This is a genomic window from Pseudomonas sp. BF-B-30 (assembly GCF_019956305.1).
Lineage (GTDB): Bacteria > Pseudomonadota > Gammaproteobacteria > Pseudomonadales > Pseudomonadaceae > Aquipseudomonas > Aquipseudomonas jessenii.
Map to the genome: position 1 here is coordinate 143378 of NZ_JAHBDG010000001.1, position 20864 is coordinate 164241.

General features: G+C 51.4%; 19 protein-coding genes. 1 reads left to right on the plus strand and 18 read right to left on the minus strand.

The window, feature by feature from the left end; genetic code table 11:
• The first annotated feature begins 78 nt into the window (after nucleotides 1–78).
• The gene (locus KGB29_RS00660) at nucleotides 79–756 is read left to right on the plus strand and encodes an alpha/beta family hydrolase (protein ID WP_223616159.1); all 678 of its coding nucleotides are present in this window, start codon (nucleotides 79–81) and stop codon (nucleotides 754–756) included.
• A 195-nt stretch (nucleotides 757–951) separates the two neighbouring features.
• Here the strand turns inward: KGB29_RS00660 and KGB29_RS00665 are convergent, their stop codons facing one another.
• From KGB29_RS00665 to wecB, 18 genes are all read right to left on the minus strand, one after another.
• Nucleotides 952–2517 (minus strand): methyl-accepting chemotaxis protein, encoded by a 1566-nt coding sequence (locus KGB29_RS00665; RefSeq protein WP_159389584.1) that lies wholly within the window; start codon nucleotides 2515–2517, stop codon nucleotides 952–954.
• A gap of 222 nt (nucleotides 2518–2739) precedes the next feature.
• A complete protein-coding gene (locus KGB29_RS00670; protein WP_150812403.1) occupies nucleotides 2740–3123 on the minus strand; it encodes a VanZ family protein in 384 nt (127 codons plus the stop codon).
• Nucleotides 3120–5219 carry a YjbH domain-containing protein gene (locus tag KGB29_RS00675; protein WP_223616160.1) on the minus strand — a complete coding sequence of 700 codons (2100 nt, stop codon included), beginning with the start codon at nucleotides 5217–5219 and terminating at the stop codon, nucleotides 3120–3122. Before KGB29_RS00675 ends, KGB29_RS00670 begins: the two co-directional genes overlap by 4 nt.
• Complete coding sequence (locus KGB29_RS00680; RefSeq protein WP_223616161.1) at nucleotides 5216–5989, minus strand: capsule biosynthesis GfcC family protein; 774 nt, start codon at nucleotides 5987–5989, stop codon at nucleotides 5216–5218. The genes KGB29_RS00675 and KGB29_RS00680 overlap by 4 nt, the downstream gene beginning before the upstream one ends.
• Nucleotides 5986–6645 (minus strand): YjbF family lipoprotein, encoded by a 660-nt coding sequence (locus KGB29_RS00685; RefSeq protein ID WP_223616162.1) that lies wholly within the window; start codon nucleotides 6643–6645, stop codon nucleotides 5986–5988. Before KGB29_RS00685 ends, KGB29_RS00680 begins: the two co-directional genes overlap by 4 nt.
• Nucleotides 6646–6659: 14 nt before the next feature.
• The gene (locus tag KGB29_RS00690; protein WP_223616163.1) at nucleotides 6660–7766 is read right to left on the minus strand and encodes a polysaccharide biosynthesis/export family protein; all 1107 of its coding nucleotides are present in this window, start codon (nucleotides 7764–7766) and stop codon (nucleotides 6660–6662) included.
• An 86-nt stretch (nucleotides 7767–7852) separates the two neighbouring features.
• Nucleotides 7853–8140, minus strand: coding sequence for a hypothetical protein (locus KGB29_RS00695; RefSeq protein WP_223616164.1), 288 nt, complete (start codon nucleotides 8138–8140; stop codon nucleotides 7853–7855).
• A 784-nt stretch (nucleotides 8141–8924) separates the two neighbouring features.
• On the minus strand, nucleotides 8925–9692 hold the full coding sequence (locus KGB29_RS00700; RefSeq protein ID WP_223616165.1) for a WecB/TagA/CpsF family glycosyltransferase: 768 nt from the start codon (nucleotides 9690–9692) through the stop codon (nucleotides 8925–8927).
• Complete coding sequence (locus tag KGB29_RS00705) at nucleotides 9689–10885, minus strand: glycosyltransferase family 4 protein (RefSeq protein WP_223616166.1); 1197 nt, start codon at nucleotides 10883–10885, stop codon at nucleotides 9689–9691. Before KGB29_RS00705 ends, KGB29_RS00700 begins: the two co-directional genes overlap by 4 nt.
• Nucleotides 10875–12086 (minus strand): DUF6369 family protein, encoded by a 1212-nt coding sequence (locus tag KGB29_RS00710; protein ID WP_223616167.1) that lies wholly within the window; start codon nucleotides 12084–12086, stop codon nucleotides 10875–10877. The genes KGB29_RS00705 and KGB29_RS00710 overlap by 11 nt, the downstream gene beginning before the upstream one ends.
• A gap of 56 nt (nucleotides 12087–12142) precedes the next feature.
• Nucleotides 12143–13555, minus strand: a complete 1413-nt coding sequence (locus tag KGB29_RS00715) for a lipopolysaccharide biosynthesis protein (RefSeq protein ID WP_223616168.1) — start codon at nucleotides 13553–13555, stop codon at nucleotides 12143–12145.
• A 1-nt stretch (nucleotide 13556) separates the two neighbouring features.
• Nucleotides 13557–14699: a TDP-N-acetylfucosamine:lipid II N-acetylfucosaminyltransferase gene (locus KGB29_RS00720; protein WP_223616169.1), complete on the minus strand. Its 1143-nt coding sequence runs from the start codon at nucleotides 14697–14699 to the stop codon at nucleotides 13557–13559.
• Entirely contained in the window at nucleotides 14696–15268 is a 573-nt protein-coding gene (locus KGB29_RS00725) for an acyltransferase (protein WP_317851339.1), read from the minus strand. Before KGB29_RS00725 ends, KGB29_RS00720 begins: the two co-directional genes overlap by 4 nt.
• Nucleotide 15269: 1 nt before the next feature.
• On the minus strand, nucleotides 15270–16379 hold the full coding sequence (locus KGB29_RS00730) for a DegT/DnrJ/EryC1/StrS family aminotransferase (RefSeq protein WP_223616170.1): 1110 nt from the start codon (nucleotides 16377–16379) through the stop codon (nucleotides 15270–15272).
• Nucleotides 16376–17248 (minus strand): glucose-1-phosphate thymidylyltransferase RfbA, encoded by an 873-nt coding sequence (gene rfbA / locus KGB29_RS00735; protein WP_223616171.1) that lies wholly within the window; start codon nucleotides 17246–17248, stop codon nucleotides 16376–16378. Before rfbA ends, KGB29_RS00730 begins: the two co-directional genes overlap by 4 nt.
• Nucleotides 17249–17261: 13 nt before the next feature.
• On the minus strand, nucleotides 17262–18365 hold the full coding sequence (rfbB, locus tag KGB29_RS00740) for a dTDP-glucose 4,6-dehydratase (protein ID WP_223616172.1): 1104 nt from the start codon (nucleotides 18363–18365) through the stop codon (nucleotides 17262–17264).
• Nucleotides 18362–19630 carry a UDP-N-acetyl-D-mannosamine dehydrogenase gene (gene wecC / locus KGB29_RS00745; RefSeq protein WP_223616173.1) on the minus strand — a complete coding sequence of 423 codons (1269 nt, stop codon included), beginning with the start codon at nucleotides 19628–19630 and terminating at the stop codon, nucleotides 18362–18364. Before wecC ends, rfbB begins: the two co-directional genes overlap by 4 nt.
• An 88-nt stretch (nucleotides 19631–19718) precedes the next feature.
• A complete protein-coding gene (gene wecB, locus KGB29_RS00750; RefSeq protein WP_223616174.1) occupies nucleotides 19719–20837 on the minus strand; it encodes a non-hydrolyzing UDP-N-acetylglucosamine 2-epimerase in 1119 nt (372 codons plus the stop codon).
• Nucleotides 20838–20864: the final 27 nt, after the last annotated feature.

Consider the following 20864-nt stretch of genomic DNA (forward strand, 5'->3'; position numbering starts at 1 on the left):
TTCAGCCGAAGTGAGCGCGCAGCGCAAGGCAGTGCACCCTTCGGCCGGAGTTATAGGCAGACTAAAAGCGAGGCAAGCATGGACAAAGGGCACAAGGCCGGTATTGACGGGGATCAATGGGCGCAGTGCGTGCGGGATCATGGATGGTTGTGGAATGCTGCCGCTGGCAAGGCTGCGGCGACGCTGATCCTCGCCCATGGCGCCGGCGCACCGATGGACAGCGGCTGGATGAGCGACATGGCTGCACGCCTCGCCGCTCAAGGCGTCAACGTGTTGCGCTTCGAGTTTCCCTACATGGCGCAACGGCGCCTCGATGGCGGTAGACGCCCGCCGAACCCCGCGCCGAAACTGCTGGAATGCTGGCGTGAGGTGTATGCCCAGGTGCGACGCCATGTCACTGGGCCGCTGGCCATCGGCGGCAAGTCCATGGGCGGGCGCATGGCGAGTCTGCTGGCGGATGAGTTGGGCGCGGATGGGCTGGTGTGCCTGGGTTATCCGTTCTATGCGGTGGGCAAACCGGAGAAACCACGGGTCGAGCATTTGGCCGGGCTGAAGACTCGGACCTTGATCGTGCAGGGCGAGCGCGATGCATTGGGCAATCGTGAGGCGGTCGAGGGGTATGCGCTATCGCCGGGCATCGAAGTGTTCTGGCTGGTGGCGGGGGATCATGACTTGAAGCCGTTGAACGCTTCGGGGTTTACGCATGAGCAGCATTTGGCGGCTGCGGCGCAGAAAGTGGCTGCATTTCTTCAGTGAGATTTTTAATGCCCTTGAGGGCCTCTTCGCGAGCAAGCCCGCTCCCACAGTTGACCGGGTTCTAACAGAAAAATACGGTCGAATGTGGGAGCGGGCTTGCTCGCGAATGCGACCTGCCAGGCAACATCACTTTCAGAGTGGCAATAAAAAACCCGGAAGCTTCTACTGTCCGGGTTTTTTATGAATCAACCACAATCAGCGGTTAAACCGCTCCACCAACGAATACTGTGTATTGGCAGTCTTGGTCAGCTCTTCACTCAGCAACGCCGAGTTCTGTGCCTGTTCCGAGGTCTGGTCCGCCAGTTCCGAAATGTTGCTGATGTTGCGGCTGATCTCTTCGGCCACGGCACTTTGCTCTTCAGTCGCGGCGGCGATCTGGGTGGTCATGTCGGTGATGTTGGCCACCGCTTCGCTGATCCCCACCAGCGCCTGGTCCGCTTCCAGTACCCGCGCCACGCCTTCCTCCGCCTGACGATGCCCGGCTTCCATGGTTTGCACGGCAGTGCCGGCGGTGTGCTGGAGCTTGGCGATCAGCGCATGAATCTGCCCGGTGGACTCGCTGGTGCGTTGTGCCAGCTGACGGACTTCGTCGGCCACCACCGCAAAACCACGACCCATCTCGCCGGCACGGGCCGCTTCGATGGCGGCGTTCAGGGCCAGCAGGTTGGTCTGGTCGGCGATGCTTTTGATCACGTCGACCACGCCGCCGATTTCGTTGCTGTCCTTGGCCAGTTGGGTCACGGTCACGCCGGTTTCACCGACCACCACCGACAGGCGCTGGATGGCTTCGCGGGTTTCCCCGGCGATGTCACGACCACGACCGGTCAGGCGATTGGCTTCCTGGGTGGCGTCGGCGGTGCGCTGCACATGGCTGGCGACTTCCTGGGTGGTCGCGGCCATCTGGTTGACCGCGGTGGCCACTTGCTCGGTCTCGACCCGTTGACGTTCCAGGCCGCTGGAGCTGTTGTGCGCCAGGGCGTCGGACTGTCGGGCCTGATCGGTCAGGTGTTCGGCCGTGTCCTGCAGACGCGTCAGGCAGGTTTTCAGGCGTGCTTCCTGACTGAGGATGGACATTTCCAGACGCGCCTGGGCGCCGCGGCTGTCGGTGTACATCTGTGCGATCAACGGATCGGAGGTGGTCTGCTCGGCCAGGCGCAACAAACGCTTGAGGCCTCGCTGTTGCCACTGGAGGCCCATCAGGCCCAGTGGCACCGAGAGCCCCGCAGCCAGGGCAAACCCCCAGTGGGAGTTCAACGAGGCACCGATCATGAAGCTCAATTGGCTGACCAGAATGAACGGCAGCCAGTCCTGCAGCATCGGCAACCATTTATCCGAGGAGGGAACAGCCGACTTGCCCTGGTTGATGCGCTGGTAGAGCGCTTCGGCACGGCGGATCTGCTCGGCGGTGGGCTTGACCCGCACCGACTCGTAACCGATCACCTGATTGCCTTCGAAGATCGGTGTCACATAGGCGTTAACCCAGTAGTGATCGCCGCTCTTGCAGCGGTTCTTCACAATGCCCATCCAGGGCAAGCCTTGCTTGAGCGTGCCCCACATGTGCGCGAACACCGCTGCCGGCACGTCGGGGTGACGCACCAGGTTATGCGGCGCACGAATCAATTCCTCTCGGGAAAACCCACTGATCTCAACGAAAGCATCGTTACAGTAGGTGATCATGCCCTTGGCATCGGTGGTGGAAATCAACCGTTGCTGAGCGGGGAAGGTTCGTTCGCGTTGTGTAATAGGCTGGTTGTTACGCATGGCGTTTTCAATCCGTGAGGCTTTGACAGGGTGTCGGCGGGGGAGGGGATTTGTTGAGTTTATTTTTCAACAGCCGATGCGTTGCCAAGGGATGAACACAAAACCCCTGTAGGAGCGAGCTTGCTCGCGATGGTCTATCAGACAACATCAACGTTAACTGAACGAACATCGTCGGAGCGCCGCCCGGAGCAAGCTCGCTCCTACAGAAGCTCGGCTAGCGCTTCACGACGCCAGCTCGGAAGCCTTTTTGAGCTGGGTGTTCCGATACCCGCGCCACGCCAGAATCACCAACATGCCGCACGTCACGCCGGTGGCATTGGCCACCATGTCGCCCCATGACGCGCTGCGCAGCGGCATGAAGCTCTGTTCCAGCTCAATCACCACCGAGCCCACCAACGGCCAGAACAACAACCAGATCAACCGCGTGCCGGGGAACGCCAGATAGGCGCTCACCGTCAGGCAGGCGAAACCTGCCCAGTGATGCAGCTTGTCCTGGTTCTCGAACACCTGAGGCACCGGCTCGCCGCGCATCCCGGCGAAACACAGCACCAGCAAGATCACGAAAAACGCCAGTTTGGGCAGGGCTTGCAGGACTCGCTGCTTCATTCGGTGACTTTGTAGAAGTTGTTGTGGAACAGGTCGATGTTGCGACGCTCCGTGAGGGAATACAGCGAGTAGCTGCGCGCCAGTGCGGCACCACCGTCACGGGTCAGCGGCGTCCACGCCAGGCTGGCACGGCGGGTGGTGGAGCTGGCCATCAATTCGTCGAACGGAATCGAGAAGTAAATGCCTTTGCCGAAGCTACCTTCGCCGTACTCTTCCTTGGTCGCATTGGTCACCGTCACCCAGCCACCGAAACGCACGCCATTGTTGAATTCACGGGACAGGTCCAGGGTAACCCCGTAGTCCTTGGCCAGATAACGCCCAACGCTGACCGCACCGAGAATGTCCTGGAACGAACTGCGATAGTAAAGCGTGGCATTGCCGGTGATGGTGTCGTAGTCACGCAGACCAAAGCCCTGATCGAAGTCACGCTGCTTGACCCAGTTCATGTCCACACCCACGGCCCAGCGTTCGCCCATCGGACGATACAGCGCTTCGCCACCGACACCGGCAAACATCGATTCCAGGTAGCCGCCGTACAGCATGCCGTAAAGGTCCTCATCCAGCTGTTTGACCTTGTTCATCTGGAAGGTCGGCATGGTGACTTCCGAAGTCGTCATGTACTGGCGCAGGTCGGTACGCACACGTGGCAGACCGCTAGGTGCGTCGTACTTGAACTTGTCGAAGTTGTTCGCCAGGTTCGCGCTCAGGGTGCCGCTCCACCACAGATCAGGCTTGAAGCGATACTCGCCATTCAAGTCTGCACTGAACTGGTACAACAGGAACCCGTCGGGGCCGCCGACGTTTTGCTTGTAGCCCAGACCCAAGCCATAGCTGAGCGGGTCAGGCTTTTGCTCGAACAGGGTCTTTTCCTGATGCGGTACCGGGACGTTCATCTCGGTCACCCGACGCAGGTCTTCCAGCGGACGATCCTCTTGCACCACTTCACGGAAGGTATCGCGCGGCAGGCTGACTTCCTCGACCGGCAGGCTGTAGCGCGTGTCGACCATCGTGAACCAGTCGATCTCGTCGTTGACGCTGTTGTCCAGAATCCGCGAAGCGCGGCCGACGGCTTTCGGTGTGTGGAAATAACGGCCTTGCTCGCCATAAACAATGACTTCGGAGTCCCGCTGGGTGATGCGCGAAACCGTGTAGCCCGCGTTGGTTTGCAGGCGCTTGGCGACACCGGCCCACTGCACATCTTGCGGCGCGACCATGGGTTTGGTGTCGGACACAGGCTCGGGCTTGGGGTCGAAGCTCTTGGTCGGCGCCTTGCGGGTGGCGAAGTTGGTGTGCATCGTGATGCCGAACATCGCGGTGTTGCCGCGTTCCCAGGCGGCGTGCAGATCGACCCAGTCGTTGGCTTTGAAAACGAAGCCGAGGTTGATTGGCGAGTCCTGGACCTGGTTGTTGTTCAGGGGCTCGTGCTGGTAGTCGTTACCTTCATATTCCAGCTTGAGCGACAGCGGGTCCCAGGGCGTTTGGTAAGTCACGCCGCCGAAGAAGGAAGGTGAACCTCGGAAGTAGCTGTTTGCGTTGAAGCTACCAGAGGTTTCTACCAGGCCCGTGGAATCCGGGCGAGTGTCGAACTTGTCATCAATCCAACCCAGGGGGTTGTCCATGTCACCACGATTGCCGATGTAACCCCAGGCGAGCCCGAGACTGAGATCGAAATCGCCGAACCGTTTGTTACCTACAAAGTACTCGCTGGAAAACAGGCCGGTACCACCGATGTCTCGCGCACCCAGTGCAACTTGGGGCATCCAGTGGGTTTCTTCGAGCAAGCGCACTTTGGCGTCGATTGCCTTGTCCTTATAGCTTTGGTTGCCACTCAAGTCTTCCGAACCATAATCGCGGTTGGTAATAGCGGTGTAGCGGAACGAACCCTCCAACCAATCGAACGGCTGAAAGGACACGCTATAACGACTGTAAGGATCGGTACGGTTAGCGTTCAGTGACAGCTCACCCGCAGGCGCCATGCGCGCAGTAGGTGTTTGCAGCAGCCCCACACCACCAAAGTCACTCTGGGTATAACGCGGCTCTGCCCCCGCCCATGTGCTGCAACCCAGCAGCAAGCAAGGGATCAAGTGATACTTCATGGCTTCACCTCCAGCAAAGGCTGGGTGGCAATGAAGGCAGCCAGTTCGGTATTCAGATCAGGCGTGGGATCGCCTTGTTTACTGTTGTGCACCGGCACGTAAATGCGTGCGCCTGGGGCAGGTGGTACGGATGTGGTTTCGTTCCACAGAGCCACGCCATCCTTGAATACCCGGCCGTCAGGCTGAATCACGAACAGCCAGTCGGCGTCAGCGTTTGGATCGCGCGGGCAAGCCTTGAGATATTCGATCGCTGCTTGTAACGGTTGGAATGGCAATTCGCACTCACCCAGCACTGCGCCTTCGACCCGAACCGTGGTTGGGCGAGGCGGGTAAAGCAGCGCATCGCCGTCACTCAGGAAGCGGTTATTAACGCGGTTCAATTCAACCTGCACCGGGTCAAGTTGGGCGACCTTGCGTCCTGTCACCGGCATGGCCTGCACCTTTTCGCGAAGGCGCGCGGCAAGTGCCGCCAACCCAGCCTGATCGCCCACTAGCGCATTACTGTGCAAGGTCGACAGATCGAAAAGAACACCAACCTTGAGACGCTCTTGCGCATCACGCAGAGGGGTATGCAGCCAGGCGGCCCCGAGCAGATAAGCCTTGGGACTCACCTGAGCCTCCAGCAGCACGTCATGCAGGCGCGTGCCGTCCACAATCGAGTAATGCCCGGGCTTGGCGGCATCGCCCTGCACCGTGACCAGCGAGTCAGCATTTGCGGCAAAAGTCATGAGCAGGCTGCAGCAAAGCAGCCAGGAAGAGCGAAAAATCATTGCACTACCGGCTTATTCGGGCGCACTTGAACAATGCGTAGGGGCAATTCGGGGGTCAGGTGTTGCTCGCTGGCCATGATGAAACCATCGGTGGGGTCGACCCAGTAGCGGTTCTGCGCGGTGAAGCCCAGGCCGTCCATCGCGATCTCTTCGTCCACGCGCAGCAGTTCCACATCGCGGTCGAGGATGTGCACGGTCTCCAGGCCTTTCCTGTTGAAACGGCTGGTCACGCTGACACCCATTCGATAACCGTCGGTAAAGTCCACCTGACGTCGGGTTTGCAAGCCATCGGGAATACGGTGCAGTCCGGTCTTGAACGGGGACACGCCGTCGAAGCGAGTGCCATCCAGATTGTCGTTGAAACCGACACTGCGAATGGCCAGGCCGTCCTCGAGCATCAGGATCTGGCGAGTCGAGGCCATCCAGAAGCCCACGCCATCCTGCAGACGCACCAGTGCCATTACGGCTTCACCCGTAGGGGCCGCGATGGTGATCTGGTAGTAAGGCGTTGCATCGACCTGCTGGCGAGTCAGTTCCAAGGGCTCAGGCCCTTCGAGCGCGGCTTTCAGCGTGTCCATGGAAGCGGTCATCAACGGATTGCAGGCGCTCACCAGCAAGGAGGCCACCGTCAGGGTGGCCAGTCGCAGAAGTTTCACAAGAATTCCAATTCTTAGTTGGTGTTGCCCAGGTCATCCTGGATGCTGACGCCGGTGCGCAGCAGGTTAGCCGACGGGAAAACCTGGCTAATGAAACGGTTCCAGCGAGTGATATCGGCTGGACCGACATAGACCACATCCTGCGGCTTCAGCTTGAACTGCTGAGCCAGGGCGAACGCTGAAGGCGACTTCAGGTCGATCTGGAACACCTTGACCGATTCATCCGCCAGGTTCTCGACCCCGCGGATTACGTAAACTTCCTTGCCGCTGGAAGTTTCCTGACGCAAGCCGCCGACACTGCCAAGGGCATCCGTGAGGTTCATGTTGCTGCCCTTGAAGACAAGCGCACGCGTGGAGACCACTTCACCCAACAAATAGACCTTTTTCTGATCGTTGTAGGGTAGGTGCAATTGGTCGCCGTCTTTCAGGTAGAGATTGTGCAGATTCGAGTTCTTGCGATTGAGCGCGTCGAGATCGATCAGGTACTCACGGCCGTCGCGCTTGAGCACCAGTCCGGAAATATCGGCAGTGCCGGTTTGTACTGAACCTTGGCCAACAGCGTCCAACAGGCTCAAAGGCGTGTTGGTGATCGGCAACTGGCCAGTTTTGCCAAAGGCCCCCGAGAGAATTACTTTCTGACTGACAAAACGCAGGATGCTGACATCCACCTGGGGCTCGGCAACAACCTTGGACAGGCGAGAGGCAATGATCGAACGCAGTTCGTCAATGGTTTTGCCGGCCGCTTCGACGGTACCTACATAGGGATAGAAGAGCGTGCCATCCGGGCGAATCAGGCGTCCGTTTGCTTCGATTTGCTGCTGTGGACCGGACGGTGCAGTCAGCTCGGGGTGATCCCAAACGGTGATGTAGATCAGGTCGCCAGCACCAATCCGGTACTCGGCCGGTTGATAGCGCAGCAGCTCCGGGGCTACCACGTTGGAGTGGTCTGTCGCCGCTTCAATAGCGACCAGCTTCGGTGTAATCGGAACCAGCTCGATACGGCTGCTTTCCGGGGAACCTTCACGTACCAGATTGCCCGTGTCCATGTGCTGACCAGGGGAAAATATGCAGCCTTGCAGGGTCAGGCCAACCAGCATGGCCAGGGGAAGCGCGCGATTCATTGTCGAAATTGCTCAAGGGAATAGGCAAAACAAAACCTCCCAGCAAGGCTGGGAGGTTAGCGTATCGAACTTTAAGCGGGGGTCTGTTACCGAGTGGTACCAGTAGTGCCGGTAGTACCTGTGGTGCCGGTAGTACCTGGGGTACCGTCGTTACCGCCGCCGCCACCGCTGTTGGAAGCAGCAACGCCAGCAGCGATTACGCCAGCGCCGATTGCCAGACCAGTACCAACGGTTACACCGCCAGCGATTGGAGTGGACAGGGACAGGCCCGAGGTCGCTTCTGGGGTTGCAGCGGTTTTTGCAGGAGCTGTTTCAGCAGCCATTATAGGCAGACTGATGGAGGTAGCGAGGGCCAAGGCTAGTAGCTGTTTCATGTTGATGCTCCTTTAAAAAAATAATCCCTGAGGGCTGTTAGGATTAAGGGTATTGCAGACTGTGCCTGTTTTGCAAGGCGGAAATTCTCGGTTAGGGCTGTTTCAGGCACTTTTTTAGAATTACCGTGCTACCGTTATTGGAGTACGTATAGGTCACTAAAACTGCGATAGTTTGTACGCGCCTTGTGAGGTCCATCGTTGGAAGAAATTGGGGGCGTTCAGTTAGGCGATAATGGCTAATCTCGCTCCACCAGAGTGGCGAGGCCGTCGATAGGTTTCGGCAGTCGGCGCGCCTCGGGTACAGACTTTAGCGTGCCGCCATATCTGGAGGCGGACTCCTTAACGAAATCGGGACAAACTTCGACCCTAAATAGCATTGTGCGCTAAACGAGCAATTACGACGGCTCACTGTTTTTATTGCGCTACGTTGCTGCTTTCTGTTCAGCAGGCTTACTAGTGAAAGCTGACCACAATAAAAGTTTCAGGGGCAGCTTGCTCCACAGGTTTTGCGTTGCTGAAGTGAAATCTGCAGATCAATTGGTTCAACAGGACCAAGAGAACTCCTGCATGAAAACCCGAGGCTAAATTTCCCTGCGGATTGAGCGACTGCAAACACCAAGCTTCTTTCATCATTTCCAGCAAATCACGCTCGGCTTTCCAGCCCAACTCATGATCAGCTTTCGTCAGGTTGCTTACTCATAGCCTGCAGTGCTTCAGATGGCCTGCGGCAAAATACCTAGAAGGTAGGTTTTGAATCGGATATTGCGATGGCAGTCGGAAAGTTTCACCTCGACCTCAACTGCTTATATTTTTCCTGGAGCATTAACAGGACAAATTCCGAATTAGTGGTCAGATAGCGTTTCCACATGCGTCGTGGTTCCTGTACAAGCCTAAAAAACCACTCTAATCCGTAACTTTGCATCCATAGGGGAGCGCGGCTGATTTTGCCAGATAGGACGTCAAAAGAACCTCCAACCCCCATGATTACAATGCGTCTTTTAATTTTGACTTTAGCATAGTTTAGAAATTCCTCTTTCTGAGGGGAAGGTGTCCCTATGAATAAAAAGTCTGCCTTGCTTGTGTCGATGTCGCCTATGATTTTATCCCAATCCGTTTTCTGAAAGTACCCATTTCTAGATCCGGCAATAAATTTTTCAGAATATTGATCTGTTAGTTTGAGAGCGAGATCTGTTAAGACGTCTTCTGTTGCTCCGAGAAGGAAGATGCTTTTCCGTCTTCTGTGTGATTCGCTCATTAGTCTTGAAAACAGGTCGCAGCCAGTAACCCTAGGTATTTTGATTCCGTTTAGGAACTTTGCGGCGTATACAATGGACATGCCGTCGGCGTTTACAATATCAGCGCTTTCTAGTGCCTTACCAACGTTTTCATTTTTTTTCTTTAAACACGCTTTGAAAGCATTCAAATCTTCTCTAATGATCGGAGAGTTGTTTGTGTCTTCAGATAAAAGATACTCGATGGTTTCTTCCATATTTAGAGTGGAAAGTTTAACCCCGAAAATCGTAATATTATTGCTCGATCCAAATGGTCTCATTTCCCTAGAACCTTTTTGTATGAATCTAAATACTGGCTTCCCATGGACTCTATAGTAAAATTTTCAGCGTAGTACTCAAAAGTAAGAGTCGTGATTTGCTTGGCGTTTAGCTTGTCATCTATAGCCAAGCTCATAAATTCAGATAGCTTTTCAGGGTTTTCTGGCTCAACAAGGTAGCCGTGAACCTTGTCGGTAAATAGTTCACGCATACCACCAACATCAGATGCAAGTACCAGTTTTTTATATGCAAAAGCCTCAACTGGCTTCAAACCTGCAACTTTCTGCGTGATAGGTAAATTTTTTCTTGGTAAGACAATGGTGTCAATTAATGAGTACGCATCCTGAACGTTAGAAAAATCAACTCTCCCATGAAATTTTATCACATTTGATACGCCAACCTCCTTGGCAAGCGCTTCCAGACGAAGTCTTTCCTTGCCATCTCCATAAATATTTACTTGGAAATCATTGCGTTGTTTTAACAGAAAGGCTGTTGCTTTTATAAGTACCTCAAGCCCTTCATAGTAAACAATTGATCCAATGTAACCAAATGAATGAAGTTCTGTTGAGCTTTTGCTTGCTTGTTGCTGGTGTTGGGAGAGGAGTACGCAGTTGTATATGATCTTATGGTTTTTTGGTTGTTTTGGATAGTAATGGTCCATAATTCCTTTTGAAACGAAAAATATGAAATCACTTTTACTACCTGTGAAGGACTCAATAAGTTTTATTATGCGTCTCTGAACGTTTATAAATGCACCGCCGTGGATGTCATCTTCCCATGTTGAGCGCATTTCATATACGACGCGCTTCTTCAAGATGAAGCCGGCAATCAGAGCAGGTATCCCCATCAGGAAAGTGGCATGGGCATGTATGATGTCGGGGTTCTCTCGTTTGCAGATATTAATCACGTTCCTCGTGTAGGAAAAAATCGATAATCCTCTCTTCATGCGTTCTAGCAGGGTGCGATGGTTTTTTATTCCTTCGCTGCCATGATGGTTTGAGTTGCACCGGTAGTATTCGACGCCGTTATTTCTTTCAATTCGTGCCGATGTCTCGCCTGCTTGGAAAGGTGAACTGATTACGAAAACGTCAATGCCAGATTTTTTTTGAGCAGCTAGTATGTTTTCTAGGCGAGAAACGGAGCCACAAACGGATGGCCAAGACTGATGTGCGATATGACATACTTTAATTTGCATGACGAGGCTCGACCTTTGCATAAACCATCCTGCTCAATAACAGCATAAACAGGATGAAAACAGAAAATAATGGTTGATAGGGAAGTGACGTGGTTAGCATTGTTATTAGCAAGAATACATATATTGCTTTTTTTGTTTTATTGCTTTGATTGAAAGCTGCCATTTTAATAAGTGCAAATATATACAAGATCGTGAATGCACCAATTTTTATCCATAGCGTTGGATATGCAGAGTCGATTGTATTGTGTTTTGTGTCGAGATTTTGATATTCAAACCAAGGGATCTCAAAAGTGGCTCCTAATCCATGGCCTAAAATAGCTTGAATAGGCCCTGCGGTCTCAAGATATTTTGTTGCTGGTGAGAGTCTTATTGCAATTTGGGTGGTTAGAGTTTCTATCTTGAATGTGTTGTTTAGCCTCTCGTCACCTAATGATTGAGCTACGTAATAAAAGGTCAGGCACATGATAAGAGTCACGCCTAGCGAGTATGCAAAGCTCTTGGCGCTTTTGGTTGAAGCGAGCATCAGTGATAGTACCAGTCCAAATATCATAATTCGCGATCCGGCTATCAAAACTACTGCGACAGCCAAGATGCTGGCAATATGAAATAGTGATTTTCTTTTAAATTTCTCTTTGTTGGTCGCAGCAAATATCAAGAAGGCGGCGCACAAATATGTGGAAAACCCCGAATACCTATACCTATTTTCTTCAGAGTAATAGACGTTAGATACCGATATAAGGTTGCTTGAAAAAGCGAGAAATGCAATGGCGTGAAAGATTGAAGTAACTATGACTATTTTGCTAACTTCCGTTTCCGTAAGACTGATTTTTCTGATTGCGGGTATCATTAGTAGCGGTAAAGCTATGCATAAAATTAAGCGCATTTCCCTGAATAAGTATTTATCCAGTCCATATATTACCGAGCCGATAGCCAAATAAATAATCAGCATTAAAAGTGTCAGGAGTTGTGTTGTGAATTCTTTTTTGAAGATGGCTTTAGGCTTTTTTATTAAATATATTAATGAGGCTGTTAATATGAATGATTCGTAAAAATACATCCCGTAATTTGATACTATTTTTTCAAAAGCAGAAGATGAAGGAACAGCTGCGGCAAGCAAAATAAACAATAGTAATGTGATTTTTGGTTTGTTGGTGGAGAAAATCCCCAGGATTGAGAATAGCAACGAGAGAACTATAAACATTTAGTTTTCTTCCGGTTTTTTGCTGCTGATGTGCATTTGCATGGAGAATGCCGCCTTTAGAATATGTTTGCGTTTTTAATTTTTTGCTTTGTAGCGAAAAGTGAATTTTTGAAAAGTAAAAGGCTTGCAATGCCAATTGATAACCATGCCAAATTTATTGCGGTCTGATGGGATTCGGCGAATATTGAGGAGGCTACTGCAGTCACTAGGCATGCGAAGGTAGTGCCATATAATTTTATGCGTGGAATTTTCCGCCAGGCAAGGCAAGAAAGCTCTGTTCGACAGACTAGTAAAGTCCAAAAAGCAATTGCTGTAGATACGCTTGCACCCGCAGCACCGTACGAAGGTACTAGAAGATAGTTGGCTATCAGGCTGACCAATACTGCAATCAGGGAGGCAATCATTGTATAACTACTTTTACGAGTGATCCCAAGGCCAACTACGGTTGTTTCGGAAAGGGTATAAAATAGTGGGTAGGCCATGCAGACAACCAGAATATACTGAACTTTCCAGTATTTTTCGGGTAGTAGGTAGTTCACGAGCCAAGAAAAAAGACCAGCAAGTACGAATAGAAATACTACAGCGGCAAGTACATATTCTGTCACCTGATCAATTTTTTCATTGTTAACTCCCTTAGCTGCCCATCTGTAAACGGTGGGAGCCCAGACGGTTGAGAAAATACTTTGGAAAATAATAGCCGCTGATGCAAAGCTAGTGGCTACTGAATAGATGCCTAGTTCTTCAAAGGTGGAAAGGCTGCGCAGGAATAACTTATCCATGGCAGTCAACCCCCAGAAGGCTGCACCACCCATAATCAGCGGAGTGCCAAAGCGCAGCATGGCTTTCAATTGTTCAATATCTATTTTTTGTTGAAAGGCCGCGAGCAATTCCTGGCGGGTGTTCCAAGTATATATTAGGGTTACAGCCGTGATGGAAAGCGTATGGGCTATTACCAAGTGGAGAAGATCAAAGCCGAATGAGAATAAAACATAGGTACCGATAGCTGCGAGAAAAATGAGCTTAGGTAGAACTTGACTCATGGAAAAAGCCAAACCATTTTCCTGCATTCGTAAGATCAGTGACAAAAAGCGGGAGATAAACGAAGTGAGCATGCATGCGGATATCAGAAAGCTTATCAGCAAGCTGTCTACGGAAAACAATGTTCTGGAAATAAAGCCGGGTACTAATAAGCAGAGAAGTAGTGCAGTAGTAAGAAGCAGGAGGCCGGGTACCAGAGAAACTTTCAGTAAAGCAGGTTTGCGCTCTGCTTCGTGATATTCTCTGACATAGACTTGGTCCAACCCCAGACTAAACAGCAGAATGCAAAAACTAGACATGACCTGGAGCATTGCTATTCGGCCAATATCTTCGGGTGAATAAAACCAAGTAATGATAGGGAGTGTAACGAAACCTAATGCAGCACCGCCGATGGGGCCAACGGAAAAAGCAGCAATTTTCTTTATGTTCATATTATGCAAACTGGCATGCTTGCCTTAATAGGTTAATTGTTTTTTTATTGGCAGCTTCTTTCGACCAATTGTTTTTTACAATAGTTCGGTTAACTACCATGTCTGCATGGTCCAGTCTCTGGTTGAGAAGTTCAGGTTTTTTTTCAAGCTCCTGAATTGAAAAAACCACGGCTCCTTGGTCTCGAAAATAAGTATAAGTTGGACATTCTTGTCGCAAAAATATTTTCGCTCCCAGATAGAGCATGATGACAATGTTACCAACGGCCTGTTGTCGAACATGATTCATGATGACAAAGCCGCAGGATTCTAAAATATTCACATAATTGTCAATGGGTATGAAGTCGATTAATGGCTCAAAGTGATGGCCAAATATTTTTTGCCCATTTTTTAAGATTAAATCTCGGTATTGTGCATCACCATAGCTAAGCGGTGAAACAATATCTCTATTGTCAATGCCAAAGTTTGACAAAAGGTCAAATGAGTCTAAATGGTTGTTTTCGGCGGAGGCGCTATTTCCGATTAAAATAGAGTCGCCAGTCACCTGCTTATTTGTAAAACCTTTTACAAAATCTTCTTCAAGGTTGCCATAGTTCCATAAGGCATACTCTGGAAATTTTTCTCCTGAGTACTTCTTGTTCACCATGCTGTACTCGGATGGTAGGACCGGCGAAAAAAAGTTTATTCTATTTATTACCTTTGATTTGTCTTTCGAGAAGATATGTTTTTTCAGAAGGGATTTTATTTTTTTGGGGATACTGTCTCTATTTGTTGTTTTGCTAAGCTCTAGGTGTGTCAGTGGAAGAAGCATTTCATCCCTTGACTTATATATTATATCGTAATAGTCATAACCCCAGCCGACCCATACAAGAGGTAGGTGGTCGGGCAGTTTCAATATTGATTTATACCAAATTGGATTTAGGGAGTGAATTATGATTAGGTCATACGTTGAAATATTTTTGGAGATTTTTCCGGTAAAAACAGATAAGGCTGAAACTGTTGTTGCTGGAGACTTTACGAACTTTAGCGGTTTTGAGCTATATACATACAAGTCGTTTGCGTCAGGTGCTGCGCGTTCGAAAGCCCTTATCGCCTGGTCAATAAATTTTTCATCATTTGCCAGATGAAGTATTTTAAGGTCTTTCATTTATTAATTCTTCTTTGTAAGAAATTCCCTTCTAACTCTAAAAGAGTCGTTTTCCTTTCCTTGATTCGCTTCGCGGGCACGCCGGAATAAATCCCAAATGCCTTGCAGCTTTTCGAAACCAAGCTCAATGCTCCAACGGCTACACCCTCTTCAAGTATCACATCTGGAAGTACGACACTGCCCGCGCCAATAATTACATGTCGACCGATGACAACATCCGCATGGCGGACGTTGGTGAACTCTACAGGTACCATGGGGTTGGTCATAGTGATACCACTGTAGTCATCGTTACTACTATATATTGATACTTTCGAAGAAATATTGCTGAAGTCATGCAGTGTTATTTTTCCTGCACCAATCAGCGACGTGTAAACGGCGATATGAATGTAGTTACCGATCTCGATTCCGCCACTACCTGCAGAAAGTACGCAGAAGTCATCAATGCGTACGTTGTTGCCAACTCTAATATTGGCGCAATTGTAGTAGGAGGCTTTGTCGGATAGTCGTGAGTTTTCTCCGACATAGGAAAAACCCATTTCGTCGATTTGCTCACGGGTAAGAAAGCCCAATTCAATACCCCTTTATGGCATTGATAATGCGAGTAAGGTCATCGTTGCCGAGGGAAGGGTATATAGGCAAGCAGAGTACTTTCTCGGAAATCTTATTTGCAATCGGAAGGTTGTTATGCTGCGCTGACGGAATGCCGCGGTACATGGGGAACTCACTAATCAGCGGGTAAAAATAACGACGGGAAAAAATGTTGTTCTCTTTAAGCTTTTGATACAGCTCGTCGCGGCTGAGCGGGTAATCCGCTTCAATCAGAATCGGGAAGTAGGAGTAATTTGCAACCTTCTGATTTGTCTCTTCGACCAAGCGAACGCCTTTGATAGTTTTTAGTTGTTCCCGATAGATCTGGTCGATTTCGCGGCGACGGATCATGATCTGATCGATGTGTTGTAATTGCAGGAGGCCAAAAGCGGCGTTGATTTCGCTCATCTTGCCGTTGATACCCGGGCCTACAACAGTGACTTCATCCACAATGCCAAAATTCTTTAGATTATCGATACGCTGCTTAGTCTTGGCGTCCGGACAGATGATAGCGCCGCCTTCGAAGGTATTGAAAACCTTGGTTGCGTGGAAGCTCAGCGCACTGAGATCGCCATGACGGAGGATGCTGCCACCGGCGTCCTTAACGCCGAAGGCGTGAGCAGCATCGTAGATTACTCGCAAGTTATAGTTATCGGCAATTTTTTGAATGGATTCTACGTCACATGGGTTGCCGTAGCAGTGCACCGGCATGATAGCGGTGGTCTGCGGTGTGATTGCCGCTTCGATTTTGGTTGGGTCGAGATTGAGGGTCTGCGGGTCAATATCCACAAAAACGGGCTTAATGCCGTTCCACAAAAGTGAGTGGGCAGTGGCAACGAATGAATAGGGTGTAGTGATTACTTCGCCTGTCACGCGTAACGCTTGCAGAGCTGTCAGCAGAGCAATGGTGCCATTGTTGAATAGTGCGATGTGCTCGACACCCAAGTAGTCGCACAATGCCTCTTCCAATTGCTGGTGCATCGGTCCGCCATTGGTGAGTATCTTGTTGTCCCAGATCTTTTGCAAATAAGGGACGAACTCCTCCAGAGGAGGTAGGTAGGGCTGCGTGACGTAAACCGGTTTATTGCTCATTTCGACTCCTTGGACAGTGATAACAGATACTGACCATAGCTATTCTTGCTCAGGGACTGGCCAATGCGCATCAGGTCATCGCCATTCAACCAGCCATTGTTAAAGGCAATCTCTTCTAGGCAGGCGACTTTATAGCCTTGACGTTTCTCGATGGTTTCGACGAAGTGGCTTGCTTCTAGCAAACTTTCGTGGGTACCGGTATCCAGCCAGGCAAAACCGCGGCCTAGTAGTTCGACACTGAGGTCGCCGCGCTCAAGGTAGGCCTGGTTGATGCTGGTGATTTCCAATTCGCCACGTGCGGAAGGCTTCACTTGTTTGGCAATTTGCACCACGTCGTTGTCGTAAAAGTACAGCCCGGTAACAGCGAAGTGAGATTTAGGCTTGAGTGGCTTTTCCTCAATGGAGATGGCGCGCTTGTATTCGTCGAACTCCACCACACCGAAGCGCTCAGGGTCTTTCACCGGATAGCCAAATACCGTAGCGCCCTTTTCGCGCTGTGCAGCATGGTGCAGCATGGGGCGGAAGCCTTGACCGTAGAAGATGTTATCGCCCAAGACTAAGCATACAGAATCGACGCCAATGAACTCCTCACCAATAATGAAGGCTTCAGCCAAACCGTCCGGGCGGAGTTGTACTGCATAACTGAGGTTTATACCGAGCTCACTGCCATCGCCGAGCAGGCGTTGGAACGCACCGATGTCATCCGGGGTGCTGATCAGCAGAATGTCTCGGATTCCGGCGAGCATCAGCACTGACAGCGGGTAATAGACCATCGGCTTGTCGTAGATTGGCAGTAGCTGTTTGGAAACACCCTTGGTGATAGGATACAGCCGGGTGCCGGAGCCACCGGCGAGGATGATGCCTTTCATGTGTAGCCTATCCTTATTCAATAGCGCCGAGGCGTTCACGTTGATAGCTGCCGTCCTGTACGCGGCGGCACCACTCTAGGTTGTTCAGATACCATTCAACGGTCTTGCGAATGCCAGACTCGAAGGTTTCTATCGGTGTCCAACCCAATTCGCACTGAATCTTACCGGCGTCGATGGCGTAGCGCAGGTCATGACCGGGACGGTCCTGGACATGGATGATTAAGTCCTTGTAACAGCGGAGATGTTCGTTAGGTAGGCCTTCGGCTTGTATCGCTGCGGTAGTGGTGTTTGCGAGAGGGCGCAGTTCGTTGAGCAGATCACAGATAGTGTGGACGACTTCGATGTTTTGCTTCTCGTTGTGACCACCAATGTTGTAGGTCTCGCCGATCTGACCTGCGGTCAGCACTCTGTATAAAGCGCGAGCGTGATCCTCCACGTAGAGCCAATCGCGAATCTGGTTACCTCTGCCATACACCGGCAATGGCTTGCCTTCCAGTGCATTGAGAATCACTAGCGGAATCAGTTTTTCGGGAAAATGATAAGGTCCGTAGTTGTTCGAGCAATTGGTCACTAACGTAGGCAGGCCATAGGTGCGGCGCCAGGCACGAACCAGATGGTCTGAACTGGCCTTGCTCGCAGAGTAGGGCGAGCTGGGTGCATAGGGGGTGGTTTCGGTGAACAGATGTTCAGGGTTTTCCAGGTCTCCGTACACCTCATCGGTCGAAATATGGTGGAAGCGGAAGGCGGCCTTGCGCTCTGCATCCAGTCCTTGCCAATACTTTCGAGCGCCTTCCAATAGGGTATAGGTGCCGACGATGTTGGTTTCGATGAAGGCTGCTGGCCCGTCTATGGAGCGGTCGACATGGGACTCGGCGGCTAGGTGCATTAACACATCCGGCTGATGCTCCCGGAATATCCGCTCGACTTCGACGCGGTCGCATATATCAGCATGTTCAAAGGTATAACGCTCGCTGGAGCTGATCTCGGCCAAGGATTCGAGATTGCCAGCGTAGGTTAGCTTGTCGAGACTGATCACGCTGTCGTCTGTGTTGCGAATGATGTGACGAATGACAGCCGAACCGATAAAGCCGGCACCGCCCGTGACCAAAATCTTCATGCTGTCCAGATTCCACGCGTATCGACAATTTTGCGGTCTTCGAGCGTAGTTGCAGGGATTTCCTTGAACTCCTTGTGATCGACCAGCAGCACCACTACATCGGCTTCAGCCAGGGCCTGCTCTAAACTTCTGAGAGTTAACTTGCCAGCCAGCTTGGCAGGTAACTCATGAATATTCGGCTCCACTACCAACACCCGCCCTGGGTGTGTAGCTGCGATCTGCTGGGTTATCGTCACTGCCGGGCTTTCCCGCAAGTCATCAATATCCGGTTTAAAGGATAAGCCAAAGCAGGTTATGGTTACTTCCTTGGAGGTTTTCTCAGGGTTGGCTTGGAGGAATTCGGCGACTGCCAGTTTCACCTTTTCGATCACCCATTGCGGCTTACTGTCATTCACTTCGCGGGCCACGCGAATTAACTGCGCTTGTTCCGGCGTCCTGCTGACGATAAACCATGGATCTACTGCAATGCAGTGGCCGCCGACACCCGGGCCAGGTTGCAGAATGTTGACACGCGGGTGGAGGTTGCCCAGCCGAATCAGTTCCCAAACATTGATATCAAGCTTGTCGCAAATCATCGAGAGTTCGTTGGCGAATGCGATATTCACATCGCGAAAGCTGTTCTCGGTGAGCTTGCACATTTCCGCTGTGCGGGCGTTGGTGACAATGCAGTCACCTTGGACAAACACCTTGTAAAGGCTGATGGCTAACTCTGAGCATTTTGGAGTCATACCGCCAATTACTCGGTCGTTCTGCACCAGTTCGCGCAGCACATGACCGGGCAGTACTCGCTCAGGGCAGTGAGCAATACGGATGTCGGAGCTTTCGCCATGAGTCTGCGGGAAACTCAGGTCTGGTCGAGCTTCGGCGAGCCAAGCGGCCATTTGTTCGGTAGCGCCGACCGGAGAGGTCGACTCAAGAATGACCAAATCACCCTTCTTCAACACCGGGGCAATATTTTTGCTGGCAGATTCTATGTAGCTCAGGTCCGGCTCATGGTCGCCCTTGAACGGCGTGGGAACGGCAATCAGAAAAGCATCGGCGGGTTCCGGTTTGGTGGTCGCGCGCAAGTAGCCTTCGGTCACAGCCGCATGTACAACCATGTCCAAGTCTGGCTCAACGATATGAATCTCACCTCGATTGATAGTATCGACAGTGTGTTGGTTAACGTCGATGCCAATCACCTGTTTTTTGCGCGAGGCAAAAACAGCTGCGGTGGGCAAGCCGATATAACCCAAACCAATGACGGAGATGGTTGCAAATGGCATGACATATCCTTGAGATATAAATTTTAAATGTAATTTTTAAGCGAACGACAGCGGATCGAAGCAACGACCGTTAAGGTGGATAGCGTTTTTATTGCGCTAGCAACGCTTCAAGAATGCGCTGGCAGGCCTTCCCATCACCGTATGGGTTGTGGGCGTAACTCATAGTGCGGTAGGCGACCGGGTCGCCTAGTAAACGGTTCAGTTCGCGAACTATATTTGCGGTTTCGGTGCCAACAAGTGCCACGGTGCCTGCGGCGACGGCTTCTGGCCGTTCCGTTGTATCGCGCATCACAAGTACTGGCTTGCCCAGAGATGGGGCTTCTTCCTGGATGCCACCCGAGTCAGTCAAGATGATGTGCGCACGGCTCATCATGTATACGAAAGGGAGGTAGTCCAGAGGCTCAATCAAATGGACATTGCCGATGCCAGTCAGTAGGCGATTTACAGGCTCGCGTACATTGGGATTGAGGTGCACGGGATAGACGATATCTACCTCTGGATGTTGTTGGGCAACTTCCATAAGCGCCTGACAGATTCGCTCAAAGCCATCACCAAAACTTTCTCGACGATGACCGGTAACGAGGATCAATTTCCTGCCAGGATTAAGAAATGCGCTGGGTGCTGCTGCTGCGTTGTTGAGTACCTGGTCCTGATCGAGACGCGAGATTACTCCAAGTAGTGCGTCGATCACGGTATTGCCTGTAACGACGATGCTTTCAGGGTTGACGCCTTCACGCAATAGGTTGGCTTGCGAGGTTTCAGTGGGTGCGAAGTGCAGGTTAGCCAGTGCGCCGGTCAGCTTACGGTTGCCTTCTTCAGGCCAAGGCGAGTAAAGGTTGCCGGTACGTAGCCCTGCTTCAACGTGTGCGACCGGAATCTGATGGTAGTAGGCCGCAAGACTGGCCGCGAAGGTGGTCGCGGTATCTCCGTGCACTAAAACGACATCTGGTTTGAAGTCCGCAAATACGTTCTTCAAACCTTGCATGATGGCCGTGCTGACGTCCGTAAGATCCTGGCCAGGTTTCATGATGTTCAGATCGAAATCTGGCTGGATGGCAAACAGGTCAAGAACTTGGTCAAGCATCTCGCGGTGTTGGCCTGTAACGCAGACTTTTGCATCGAAGCGATCGTCAGACGCAAGTGCAAGAACCAGTGGAGCCATCTTGATAGCTTCGGGGCGGGTGCCAAAGACGCAGAGGGTTTTCATTGAATACGGGCCATTTTATGGGTGTTC

What these genes read in the sequence shown, in the direction of transcription:
- KGB29_RS00660 (WP_223616159.1), top strand. Translation starts at nt 79, where the DNA reads ATGGACAAAGGGCACAAGGCCGGTATTGACGGGGATCAATGGGCGCAG.
- KGB29_RS00665 (WP_159389584.1), bottom strand. Translation starts at nt 2,517, where the DNA reads ATGCGTAACAACCAGCCTATTACACAACGCGAACGAACCTTCCCCGCT.
- KGB29_RS00670 (WP_150812403.1), bottom strand. Translation starts at nt 3,123, where the DNA reads ATGAAGCAGCGAGTCCTGCAAGCCCTGCCCAAACTGGCGTTTTTCGTG.
- KGB29_RS00675 (WP_223616160.1), bottom strand. Translation starts at nt 5,219, where the DNA reads ATGAAGTATCACTTGATCCCTTGCTTGCTGCTGGGTTGCAGCACATGG.
- KGB29_RS00680 (WP_223616161.1), bottom strand. Translation starts at nt 5,989, where the DNA reads ATGATTTTTCGCTCTTCCTGGCTGCTTTGCTGCAGCCTGCTCATGACT.
- KGB29_RS00690 (WP_223616163.1), bottom strand. Translation starts at nt 7,766, where the DNA reads ATGAATCGCGCGCTTCCCCTGGCCATGCTGGTTGGCCTGACCCTGCAA.
- KGB29_RS00695 (WP_223616164.1), bottom strand. Translation starts at nt 8,140, where the DNA reads ATGAAACAGCTACTAGCCTTGGCCCTCGCTACCTCCATCAGTCTGCCT.
- KGB29_RS00700 (WP_223616165.1), bottom strand. Translation starts at nt 9,692, where the DNA reads ATGAGACCATTTGGATCGAGCAATAATATTACGATTTTCGGGGTTAAA.
- KGB29_RS00705 (WP_223616166.1), bottom strand. Translation starts at nt 10,885, where the DNA reads ATGCAAATTAAAGTATGTCATATCGCACATCAGTCTTGGCCATCCGTT.
- KGB29_RS00710 (WP_223616167.1), bottom strand. Translation starts at nt 12,086, where the DNA reads ATGTTTATAGTTCTCTCGTTGCTATTCTCAATCCTGGGGATTTTCTCC.
- KGB29_RS00715 (WP_223616168.1), bottom strand. Translation starts at nt 13,555, where the DNA reads ATGAACATAAAGAAAATTGCTGCTTTTTCCGTTGGCCCCATCGGCGGT.
- KGB29_RS00720 (WP_223616169.1), bottom strand. Translation starts at nt 14,699, where the DNA reads ATGAAAGACCTTAAAATACTTCATCTGGCAAATGATGAAAAATTTATT.
- KGB29_RS00730 (WP_223616170.1), bottom strand. Translation starts at nt 16,379, where the DNA reads ATGAGCAATAAACCGGTTTACGTCACGCAGCCCTACCTACCTCCTCTG.
- rfbA (WP_223616171.1), bottom strand. Translation starts at nt 17,248, where the DNA reads ATGAAAGGCATCATCCTCGCCGGTGGCTCCGGCACCCGGCTGTATCCT.
- rfbB (WP_223616172.1), bottom strand. Translation starts at nt 18,365, where the DNA reads ATGAAGATTTTGGTCACGGGCGGTGCCGGCTTTATCGGTTCGGCTGTC.
- wecC (WP_223616173.1), bottom strand. Translation starts at nt 19,630, where the DNA reads ATGCCATTTGCAACCATCTCCGTCATTGGTTTGGGTTATATCGGCTTG.
- wecB (WP_223616174.1), bottom strand. Translation starts at nt 20,837, where the DNA reads ATGAAAACCCTCTGCGTCTTTGGCACCCGCCCCGAAGCTATCAAGATG.